5 protein-coding genes are annotated in these 12857 nt (G+C 35.4%); all 5 read right to left on the bottom strand.

Features of this window, described 5'->3' with window-relative positions; all coding sequences use genetic code 11:
- Window positions 1-175 precede the first annotated feature (175 nt).
- On the bottom strand, window positions 176-2251 hold the full coding sequence (locus BD847_RS11340) for a beta-galactosidase (RefSeq protein WP_244201590.1): 2076 nt from the start codon (window positions 2249-2251) through the stop codon (window positions 176-178).
- 26 nt (window positions 2252-2277) lie between these two features.
- Entirely contained in the window at window positions 2278-4968 is a 2691-nt protein-coding gene (locus BD847_RS11345) for a DUF5695 domain-containing protein (RefSeq protein WP_115888399.1), read from the bottom strand.
- Between the two features lie 253 nt (window positions 4969-5221).
- A complete protein-coding gene (locus tag BD847_RS11350; RefSeq protein ID WP_115888400.1) occupies window positions 5222-6913 on the bottom strand; it encodes a DUF885 family protein in 1692 nt (563 codons plus the stop codon).
- Window positions 6914-7247: 334 nt separating this feature from the next.
- Window positions 7248-10304, bottom strand: a complete 3057-nt coding sequence (locus tag BD847_RS11355) for a beta-L-arabinofuranosidase domain-containing protein (protein WP_115888401.1) — start codon at window positions 10302-10304, stop codon at window positions 7248-7250.
- Between the two features lie 56 nt (window positions 10305-10360).
- Complete coding sequence (locus BD847_RS11360) at window positions 10361-12619, bottom strand: S9 family peptidase (protein WP_115888402.1); 2259 nt, start codon at window positions 12617-12619, stop codon at window positions 10361-10363.
- Window positions 12620-12857: the final 238 nt, after the last annotated feature.

The raw sequence follows: 12857 nt of genomic DNA on the forward strand, positions 1-12857 counted from the left end.
CTCTTAAACTATATTATTTTAACACATAGAAACATAGTTTTTCTTTGTGTTAAAAGGTGTTTCACTTGCATCAATTCACATAGCTATGTGTGAAAACTTGTTTTTCTTTCTACTCTTTTTTAGAATTTACAACCTATGTTTCTATGTGTTTAAAAAATCATCTAAGAGATTATTCTTAATATTTCCACACCACTACATCAGCCGTTTTTATGGCTTTTGTTCCGATGATAACCTTTGCGGTTTGTGGCAAATTGATGTTGAAAACTTTATCTGAATAATTGACCGCAATTCCAAATCCATCACGATAATCGACCATAATTCCTTCAGGATAATTTTCTATAGAAACATTTTGCTTTTGATATAATTTCCTGATCACTTGCTTTTCTAAATCTCCATTTTTCGAATCTAAACCAATGTAAGTAACTGTTCCTTTGCCCAACTTGCGCGAAGTAATTGCAGCTGTTCCGGAATAAAAATCACCTTCGTGCGTTGCCCAGATTTCCGTTTCTTTTTCAGGTTTTAATAAGTCGCCCCAGCTTGTCCATCCAAATTCCTGATTATCAAATTTTATAATCCCTGGAGATTGTGGCATTAAAAGATCGTACGAATCCACTTTAGAACCAATTAAACTCCACATCGGTTCATAAAATTTAGCTTCCCAAAGATGACCTTGACGATTTTGAATTCCAGATCGACAGCTCAAAATTAAATTTCCACCGCTTTTGGCATATAAAGTCAATTTATCGATCATTTTCTGATCTATCATTTGATAGGCTGGCACTATCAGGAAAGGATATTTTGAAAAATCTGTTGTATCTCTAACAAAATCTACAGGCGCGCCTATTGATTTTGCGGCTTTATAATATTTCAGGAAATGTCCGATTGTGTTCCACTCTTTGGTTTGTTTATTTAGTTCGATGCCCATAACATTATCACCATTAAACAGAATTCCAGTTTTACGTTTTAAGTAATAATCTGGCAATTTTGCTTTAGCATCGTACTTTTTTCGAAGTGTATCAATTTCTTTTATAAACTGATGAAATTCTGTACCGCCTGGCGTTGGCGTTACACCGTCTGTACCAACAATTCCGTAGTGAAATTGCTCATAACCATACAATGGAGCACGAAAACGATATGTGCAAGCAAATTTACTTCCACCAGCAAAAACATGCCAAAGCCACATTCGTACACTACCCGGCAATGGTTGCGGATTGATACTTCCCCAGTTTACTTGTCCGGGTTGCAATTCCATACAGCCATACATCCCTTTTAAAGGACGGAAAAAATCATTTGACATTCCGATAGCGGCATAATCTCCTAAGCGATATCCTTTTGAACCAATTCCGAGACTTCCTCCGTAAACCAAATAACGAGTGTAGCAGTCAAAGTCTAATTCCTTGCTCATTCCAACAAAACTTTCGTCATAATTGGATCTGTAATTAGACGTAATCCATTGGTCTTTGCTAACATATTTTCTTATCGTCACAGCTTGCGAATCCAAAAAGGTTGCCGTTTCCTGATCAGCAAATCGATAATGATCTAATTGAGAGTGCAAGTTCATTCCCCATTCCTTATGTAAAGGGATATTAATTTGACTAAAGTCAGAATAGGTTCCGCTCCAAAAACTATTTCCCCAAGATGTATTTAGAGCGTCAATATTCTGATACTTTTCTTTCAGCCAATCTCTATAACGTTGCTGCGCATCTGAACCATAATCAAGAAATCTTGAAGGTTCGTTATCAACCTGCCATCCAATAATGTTTTTATTATTGCCGTATCTTTTCGCCAGCTGTTCGATCATTTTCAGCGAATAACTTCTATAATAATTACTAGAAAATGAAGCATGCTGTCTCGAACCGTGATCTGTTTTTGTACCATCCTCATACGTAGCGAGAATATCCGGATGCTTGCGAACCAACCATACCGGAGGTGTCGCCGTAGAGGTACACATTACAATTTTTAACTTATATTTTGCAGCAATTTCTACTGCTTTATCAAGCCATTTAAAATCATAAACTCCTTCTTGAGGTTCTAATTGTGCCCAGGCAAATTCGCCAAAATGAGTAAACTCAAAACCCATTTCGGCAATTTTTTTCAGGTCACGATCCCATTGACTTTCATCCCAGTGTTCCGGATAATAATAAACTCCTACTGTAGTCAGATCTTTTTTGGGAAAATACTTATCGAACTTTTGAGCAACTGAATTTAAACCAACGAGTAGTCCAAATAAAACAAATAGTACTTTTTTCAAGAAGGGTATTTTTGATTTCTGATTCATTACAATTTAATTTGAATCGCTTTATTTTTCAAAGCAATTTTGTAGGCACCTCTTACTTTTTCATAAGACAATTTCACATCCTGATCTACTCTTAAATAAGCATTTGGCGTATAAGTTGTTTTAGGATCTAACGTAATTGTAACTGCTCCCGTTTTAGTATTATAAGTTACTTTGTTAAAAGTTCCCGCGTCTAATGTTAGCCATAATTTTTTCGGAGCAACAAATACTTTAGATTTAGCGGCCGTTGTAATTTCTACTTCAATTTCATCCCCTTTCTCATTTACATTACCTCCAAAAGCCAGCCAGCCATATTCTTTTTCATTTGTAATAAAAGTAGCTGTGTTTACAGCGTAACCAAAGAATCCGGATCCGTAATCTCCCGATAAATAATCAATTCTTAAAGTTTCTGGATAAGAGTGGAAAGCAGAAGGACCAAAACCATCTTCAGTGATATTAGAAATTCCGCCTAATAATCCGCCATAACCCACTTTTAGCAAATGAAAATCTTCAGGTGTTTTTTTGAATTGTTCCAAAACCGGAATAGCATTCAACGCAGAACCGTAATGATGAATTTGACGTTCTACTCTCGATAATTTTCCTCCGTATAAGAAATCCCAATATCTGCGTGCATTACCATTATAAGCCCAGTGAGGCATTGTTGGCATATAAGCCAAAATTGCATCAAGCGTAACTTTTGCTTTATCATTATATCCAAAATAATCCGACCACATGTATACTTCTTCCTGACCAGTAGAATCCCAAGGCATTTCACTTCCGAAAGGATAATTAAGCGATTTCCAATGGTCAGCTCTTTCTTTCATTTTCGCCTCCAGATTATTTGCCATTTCGGTATAACCTTCGGTTTTTAAATCTTTCAAAATCAATAAAAATACCGTTCCTTCCATTTGTCCGAATTGTGCATAATAAGGTGCAACTCTTGTCATGGCAATACTGGTTTCGTATGCATTTTTCAAATACCAATCCCAACTATGATTGGTTACCAAACCATCATGGTATCTTGCTAAACGATACATTGTCCAGTGGGCAGCCGCAACGTGCGGATAATTATAAGATCTTCCAGGATCATCAGCACCTTTTTTGTCCCATGCAGCCCAGGTTTTATAATTAATATCTTTGCTGTACGTTCCTTCGGGCATTTTTGTAGGTTCGTAATAAAAAACACTTTTTTTAACGCCATACTTTAATGTATCGGCAGTGTTGTACTGAATACCGCCCCAAAGTGTATTATCTATAAACTTCTCCAACTTTTCGATCTCTTCTTTTTTAGGAGCAATTAATTCTTTCATTATCGCACCCAGCCAGCCTCCTGCTCCACCTTCGTCACTTAAACCGGCAATCCAGACACGACTGTCTTGACTTACTTGTTTTTTAGTTTCATAATCGTACGAAATCACAGAAGGGTTTCTATGAAAAGGATCATCTTTTTTATCGAACCATTGTGCCGTTGTCGAAAAATGTCCAAAATCATTTACTGTATTGGTTTCTGATTTTATGACTTTATAATTAATGGTTTGCTCTAATCCATCCTCGTAGGTAACTGTCAATCTTGCTCTTCCCCATTTTTTTCCGTGTACAACATATTGAAAATAACCGTTTTTGTTTTTTGATTTTTCTTCAACTGTCAAAGCGTCTTCCGGTTCAATTTTAAGTGATTTTACGGCTTTCTTATACTTCAAAAAAAGCTGTCCGTTTACATCCAAAGGCAAAACATATCCAGGAACTCCAACGGCAACTGGACGTTCATTTTTGATTAAAGAAGATTGTATGTTTTCAATTTGATCAACCAAAACAAACTTCAAAGCAAAACTTTTAGTCTCGCCTGATTTTAAAGTCAATGAAGTTGGTGTATTCCATTGTTCTGCCGATTTCCATTCCTGTTCTGCATAAGCTTTACTAAATGGCATCCACTCATGGAAACCTTCAAAAACAATACTTCTAGGTGTTTCATCGTCCAATAATGGTCTGTAAGCTTCAAATGGCATATTCGTTTCGGGCAGTAATAGCAATGCCGGACCGTGACCGCTTAATCTTTTTACTTCAAGATAACCCGCATCTTTACCAATATAAGGATCGAAAAATACGTTGTGAAGATGCGTTTCGTCTAATGTTTTTCCTTCCAGAATATTATTAAAAACCATAGGAACGCCTAACGCACCGATTTCCTGAACGGCATTTGATTTGTTCGTAATTTCAAAACGAAGAATTAAATTACCATCTTTCTGTTCGTAAAAACGTTTTATCGTTACCGGAATATCGGCAGGTAAAGTATTTGAAAGATCGGCTGCTGCCAAAGTATTTCCGGAAACATCTAAAGCTGTAACGGTAGCTCTTTTTGTAGCAGTTGAATAGCTTTTCCAGCTTCCGTCAGCCGCTTTGATTCGAAGATTTATATCTCCTAATTGATATAAACCATCCTTATCACGAATTGAAAGTCGTTCACCCGGCGTAAAATCGAAAGTCTTATCTGAAAGAGGAGACAACGCTGCAACAGTTTGAGAAGATTTCAATAATTTAAGTTCAAACGATTTTGTATTCAAAACCGTAACTCCTTTTTCTACTTCGAGCGTTGATTTTTTTGCTTTAATCTTATCCCAATATTCCTGTGACTGCAAGTTATTTGAAGCCATTGCGCAACAAAATACCAAAGCAAGTAGTTTAATATTCTTCATAATTTTTATTGTTTTTGGGCAATTTGTTTTATTTCGATTCAGCTTTTAAACCGTTGGTATACTTCATTTTTTTTTATTCAACACATAGAAACATAGATCTTATTTCAAGAAAAGAAACTAAAAAGAAACTAGTTTCTAACACATAGCTAACTATGTGTATTTGAAACAAGTGAAACGCCTTTTTAATCATTCCAAATCTATGCTTCTATGTGTTTAAATTAATTTCACCCAACGGGTTCAGCTTTTATTTTAATTATTTAAAATCAGTTGAGAACTTCCACTTCGTTTTGTAATCCTCAGAAACTGGTAAATCTTCTAATAGTATTCGCAGCATTTCTACCGGAACCATATTTTCTTTTAAAACACGGTCATGAAACTGTTTTTCTGTCCATCCTTTTGCTAATAATTCGTTTCTTAAAGCAAAAAATTGCAAACCTCCTGTCATATATGCAACTTGATAAAGAGGTGCGTCTCCGCTGGCAAACGAACGTCTTACTTCCGCTTCAGCGTTAGCCCTTTCGTGTCCAACTTCATTTACTAATAAATCAATGCATTGCTGTGGTGTCAATTCTCCTAAATGGTATTTTAAAGAAAAAATAATTCGGGCGCAACGATGAATTCTCCAGAATAACATTCCTAATTTTTGTTCCGGAGTTTGCGGAAATTGTTTGTTCCAAAGTATGATTTCCCAATACAAAGCCCAACCTTCCATCCAAAAAGGAGTATCAAAAGGCTGACGATACGATTTGTAACGGCTGTTCATGAAAAACTGCAAATTATGTCCCGGCAATAATTCGTGTTGTACAGTTGCAAAAGAGAAATTTGGATTGTTCCCACGCATACTCATCAGTTTATCTTTTTGATCCATATCCTGAGTAGGATATGAAATACTGATTTCCCAGCCTCCTGTAAAAAACGGATTTATTTTTTGGCGTTCCGGTGTCATCATGATCATTTGCCACGTTTCTTTTGTCAAATCCGGAAGCGTGATTAAATCCCTGTCTTCAATAAATTTTACCGATTGATTGTATAAATTCGTAATCGCCTGTGGCTGTTCGCCTGCAGGTACGTAAGTGTCTTTTACATGTTCTAAGGCTTTTTTCCAATCATTTCCATAACCTAATTCAGCAGAAGCTTTGATCATTTCTTTTTTGCACCATTCAAACTGACTTTGCGCAGCGGCAATTAATTCTTCCGGTGAGTAGGGAATATATTCGTAGGATAAACTTTTAACTACGGCATCTCTTCCAATTGGTTTTCCGATGATACCGCTTCCGTCATCTTTAACACTAGTCTGAGCATAATTTGTTTTTAAGAAATCTTCATAAGTTTTAAGTTTTTCGGAAAGCTTTTTATATGGTTTTTCCATCCACCAGGTAAAATCAGGATCGTAGCTGTAATAAAACTCATATGCCTCTTTTAGTGATCGCGCAAAAGAAGCTACAGATTTTGAAGCTTTATCTGCAGCAAACCAGTCTTTGAAAGGTTTCGTTTTTAAGAGTTCTGTTTTTTTATCAATCGCCGATCCAGCCAAATCAAAAGTCTTTGCCAATTGATTGGAAACTGGACGTTTTCCTCTTCTTCGTTGCTCAATAAAAACATTTATTTCAGATGAAAAATCCAAAACAGAAGCTATTTCTTTATAAGCTTTATAATCTATCTGCAAAAAATAATCTTCCTTACTAATCAGATTTTTCAACAATAGATAATCTACTTTTCCGTCTTTAGATAATTTTTCAAAATCAATATCTTTTACCGTTTTGTTCCAATCCGAATAAAATTTCGAAAGCCTCAAATAATATTCTTCTGATTCATGGTTGGAATAAAAATTTTGCAATGCCGATTTATCCGCCTGAAAAGTATTCACAACATCTATCAATTCACTCGAAAATGAAGATGTTATCATAAATAGAAATAAAATTAGGCTTAGAATTGTTTTTTTCATGCTTTTGGTTTGGTGTTTTTCGGTATTTGTAAATTCTATTAAGCCACTAATTACACGAATTTACACTAATTCAATTCTAGAAAATTCGCGCAATTAGGGGCAGTCTTTTTAAAATAAATTTTAATTTTTATATCTAATCCGTTGGGTATAATCATTTTTAACATATAGAATCATAGCTTTCTAAGCTTAGAAAAGGCGTTTCACTTGCATTAAAAAACATAGTTATGTGTTAAGAAACTAGTTTCTTTTTTTTATTCTTTTGCACATTTAAAAATCTATGTTTCTATGTGTTAAATTGTTTTTTATTAATTAAACCAAGTAGTTTTTCTATTTATTATTTTAAACTAACATCCAGATAAACAGAATGACGTCCGTAAGTATCATAAAACGGTTTATACGAAACTCCATCAATTGTAAACTCTAATTTTTTAGGATCTCCCTGAATTGATTTCCCAAGATCTTTAACATCAAGTGTTACTTTACGCCAATCTTTTCTTGGTTCTGTTTCCTGCGCTGCCAATAATATTGGTCCGTAAAATAAGCTTGCAATATTTTGTTGATCCATCACAGGTTCCAAATGAAATTCAAACGGCATTCTCAACTCCACAACATCACCATCTTTCCATTTTTTGTTTAGAGTCAAGTAGGTTCCAGGTGTTGCTTTTACTTTTTCTTCTTTACCATTTATTTTTACAAAAAAGCCTTTTGTTGCCCAATGTGGCACACGAACTTTTACATCAAATTTCCCGTTTCCTTTAATAGTCAATTTGGTAAAATCTTGTTTAGGAAAATCTGTAGTCTGTGTGATAGTTACATTTTTTTCTGTCCAATTTAAAGTTGACGGCACATAAAGATTTACATACAACGCATTATTGTCGGCACTTTTAAAATAGATTGAATTCTGAAATTTGGTATTACTTTCTATTGCCGTTCCGTTGCAGCAAGTAAATCCTGTCATATGCGCATTACCAAATTGTTTAACAGAACCTGGTCTTAATGGAACGTGATACGTATTTGCCGGACTATTTTCGGCTACCGAAGATAAAATATGATTATAAAGTCCACGCTCATAGTAATCCATTAACTCACCGCGTTGATCGTATAAAAATAAATCTCCAGTTAATTTAAGCATGTTATAAGATGCACAAGTTTCATTTTGACCTCCAGATGAAAATCCGTTTTCATAAATTGTTGCCGGCTGACTGATAAAACATTCTGCATTTGCTGGATTTCTTGCCCCCGCAACTCCTCCAATGCTATACATATAATCGTTTACGGTTTTGTTCCAAAAATTATCAGCTACATGATAATAATCTGCAGTATTAGAATCACGATACATTTCAAGCGCTCCCATAATTTGCGGAATATGCTGATTGGCATGCAACCCTCTGAAAGTATCTACATTTTTTGCCAATCCGTGTGAATGATTTGCATCTCCATAAAATACTTTAATATTGTCAAATAATTTTGCAACTTCTAAGTAATGAGGATCTTTTGTAATTCTGTACAATCTCGCCATAGCTTCATTCATTCCACCAAATTCTCCGGCGATATATCTGTTCCACATACTGATTAGCGTTTCTGTCGGAAGTTTTTTCATGCGGGCATAAACCCAGTCGCCCATACCTTTTGCTGTAGCAAGTGCTTTTTCATTACCGCTTACTTCATAAACATCCATTAATCCGGCAAGAATTTTATGCAACGTATAATAAGGCGCCCAAATTTGAGTTTTTTGCCCTCCGTAAGTTGCACCGTTTTCTAACATAATAAATTGATCCGGCGGATAAGCGCTGATAAATCCGGTTCCCCAATTCTCATAATCCGTACGGATTCCTTCCGGACTCAAATCGGAATCATAAGCTGTTTTTCCGGGACCAAATGGAACAGCAGTCGGATCTGACACAAATTTTCCTCCTGCTGTTTTTGGTTTGCCCGAAAGCTGAGATAATTGGTACAAAGTATTTACCATATTATCCATTTTATTAGCAAAATTTGCCTGAAGTGTTTTATCATAACCCGTACTTGCATACGCCTGAGCGATTGCGGTTAGATAATGTCCTGTCGCGTGACCACGAAGTTTTGTTTCCTGAGAATCCCAAACACCAAGCGGTTCGGCTTCTTTTGGCTGTTCTTGCCCGAATGCATTTCTAAACATATACAGGAAAGAATCCGGATCTGTAGTCGCCAATGTGGTCAGGAATTTATCGCGATTCTCGATAAATTTGGTTTGATTTCCATCAGCATCTGTATTTAGTAAAACTTGCTCTAATTTAAAAGCTTCCAGTTTACGTTCCGGAACAGCTTCTTTTCCTTCCTTTACATTTACAATTGCTTTTGGTTTTAAATCGGTTCCCGAAACACTTCCGGTAATGGTAAATTGTCCGCTTTTTAAAACCTGACTGTTGTCCTTCGGCGCAGGCCAAATTACACGAACTTCAGGACCCTGAACTCCATTTTTATAAACGCCTTTTACATAACTTGGTAGTCTTGGAAGTGTTCCAACAACGGTTTGCACATTTACATCTGCAACACTTTCTAAAAATTGATTATAAAGCTGCGGTGTTGTAGCGGCAAACTTTGGCAAATCTGCTTTTTGTTCTTCACCAGAATCTTCTCCTTCTTCATTTTCTTTAAAGGCATTATTAAAAATTCTTGCAACCTGCTTGTCTGTCAAAGGAACTCTGTAAATTCTAAAATCATGCAATTTTGCATTTAAATAAATATTTTCATCAGCCAGCGATTTTCCTATATAAAGTTTGTTTTTGTCCGCTTTGTTGTAATCAAATAATTTTGACAAATTCAGTTCCGCATTCTTGGTTTCGCTCACCAGTGAACCATTTTCATAAGTGCTGATTAATTTTGCTGGAATATTAATAACCACCACTATATGATGCCATTTTCCAATTTCCAGAGCTGCTGATTTCGTTTTGTATTTTCCACCGTTTTCTGTGATAACTTCGGTCAAAGTTCCGTCTTCTTTTTCTGTTCCTGTCGGAGCAAAAAACAAATGCGAATTGGTGTTTTTTCCGAAATCAAAGAAACGCTGTCCTTTTTGTGCCGATCTTAAATAAATCCATCCCGAAATACTTATTAATTCTTCTCCTATCAATCCATCAGCAGGAATTGAAACAAATGCTTTACTGTCTGCCGGCAAAGAAAGTACTTTACCAAACAGCTCATCATTTACGAATTTCGCTTTGGTATCTTCAATTTTACCATGCAAATTATTTCGTGACCAATCTTTTGCATCACCACCAAAAACGTAGCGTGCGATTAATCCTGTTTCTCCAATTCCGTCTAAAATCTGGTCGCCGTTTTGCGCGCGCAAAGTTGTGGTAAATGATGCGCAAATGCTCAGTGCAACACAAATAAATAATTGATATTTTTTCATCACTAATTCTTTTTCTTCTGATTTACAAAATCTCGTTTTTCTGTCTTTCTATATTTTTACTTATAAATTTCTTCCCAGCTTGGTGGAATCACTCCCAATAAATGCTGTACAAAATAGTCTCTTCTTTTGCGTTCACCGTAATCGCCTCCGGCAGAATGTCCCATTCCGGGAACAGTTACTAATTCGAAATTTTTATTGGCTTTTATTAAGGCATTTGCAAACTGCATTGTTGATGCGGGATCAACATTATCATCCAATTCTCCTAAAATCAACATCAGATTTCCGTTTAACTGAGCGGCATTTGCAGTGTTTGAACAAGCTTCATATTCCGGACCAACCGGATATCCCATCCATTGTTCGTTCCACCACATTTTATCCATTCGGTTATCATGACATCCGCAAGATGCAACTGCAACATCATAAAAATCAGAATTAAAAACCAAAGCCGCTCCGGCATTTTGACCTCCTGCTGATGTTCCGTGAATACCGACTTTATCAATATTCATATAAGGATATTTTGCAGCGGCAGCTTTCATCCAAAGTTTTCTATCTGGGAAACCTCCGTCTCTTAAGTTTTTCCAACAGATATCATGAAATGCTTTAGAACGATTTGAGGTTCCCATTCCGTCAATCTGAACTACGATAAATCCTAATTCTGCCAAAGATGACATTGCCCAATAATAAGGCTGGAAATTTTTAGGAACAAATGAATCCTGAGGTCCAGCGTATATATATTCTATAATTGGATATTTACGATTTGGATCGAAAGTCGTTGGTCGCACTATAATACCCCAAATATCTGTTTTACCGTCTCTTCCTTTTGCTGTAAAAACTTCCGGCGCTCTCCAGCCTGTTTTTTGCAATTCTGAAATATCTGCTTTTTGCATTTCAACAATTGCCTTCTCTGCATCTGTGCTTTTTAAAACCGTAATTGGCGCTAAATCAACTCTTGAATATTGATCGACATAATATTTATAATCAGGTGAAAATGTTACTTTGTGATTTCCATTTTCAGTGGTTAATCTTTTGAAGTTTTTTCCGTTAAAATCAATTCGGCAAAACTGCAACAAATAAGGGTCTTGATCTTTATCTAAACCACTTGCTGTAAAATAGATTTGTTTGCTTTCTTCATCAACTTTAATAACCTCTCGAACCGGCCAATTGCCTTTTGTAATTTGATTTTTTACTTTTCCAGTCGAAGCATCATACAAATACAAATGGTTCCAGCCATCACGTTCTGAAGCCCAAATTATTTCATTGCTCTTTTTAATATCATGACGGAATCTTTTTCCGCTGTATTCTACAAAAGTCGGACTTGTTTCTTCTATAATAACCTTGACATTTCCGGTTGCAGCATTTACTTCTAAAACGCGATATACCTGATGCCCACGCTGATTATACTCAAAAGTAAAAGCACTGCTGTCGCCTTTCCATTCCATTCCGAAAATATCATATTGTTGCTGGAATAAATCTGTTGGAACCGAAATTTGTTTTTTTGAACCTACATTAAACAACTGCGGACTTTTAAATGGCAATTGATCGCCCGGTTTTAAATAATCGCGCGTTTGCAATTTTGGCTGAAACTGATCTTTTGGACTTGACTCTACAAAATAAATTTTATGATCTTCACCTGGTCTTACTTTGTATGCCATAATCTCCTTACTATTTGGAGACCATTGCATATACGATGAATAATAAAATCCTTTTGAACCATCATAACTTAACTGAGTTTCAGTCTTTGTTTTTTTATCTTTTATAAATAAGTTGTAATTTTTGATGTAAGCTGTATATAAAGAATCTGGCGAACCTACTGGCTTATTGCCTAGTTCATCAAAATTATCTCCCCAATAATCATTCTTTTTAGGTGCACTTTTATATCCACTGATTTTCGTTAATTCATAACTCTTTAAATTACAAGAAATTTTAAGTGTATCTGTTGTAAAAACAAGGTTTGACAAGGTTTTATCAAACTCTAAATTTTCGATTGGAAGATCATTGGCCTTTACATCTTTTTTCAAAAATTTTGATAATGACTGCGCCAAAAGATTATGATCAAAAGCTACAGCTTGCTTTTGCTTTTTGGCATCGACCAAAAGAAATTCTTTTCCTTTCAAAATATTATTGCTGTACCATACATATTCATTTCCTACCCAATGAAATTCTTTTGGACTGTTAATGACTTTATTTTTAAATAAAGAATCTACGGCATTTGCCTTTTTATATTCTTTCAATGTGCCTTGCGAATGACCGATGACACACCATGAAAGTGTTAAAAATACACTTATTTTTTTGCTAGTTGTTCCCTTAATTTTCATATCAATAAAAATATATAATATTATTTGTGCAGAATGGGTTAATATTAACAGATACTAGTATTATATTACCCATGGAAATTTATTAGTGCGGAATATCAGTTACTAAATACATAGTGAGACTATAAAGTCTGTTTTTCTTAACCTCAACAGGATTAATATGATAGTTGCGAAATTTTTTATTCGGTTTCCTAACAGGTTTTTATAGCCTGTTAGGTATTAAATTATATTTACTTAGAAG

Source organism: Flavobacterium cutihirudinis, from assembly GCF_003385895.1.
GTDB classification, from domain to species: Bacteria; Bacteroidota; Bacteroidia; order Flavobacteriales; family Flavobacteriaceae; genus Flavobacterium; species Flavobacterium cutihirudinis.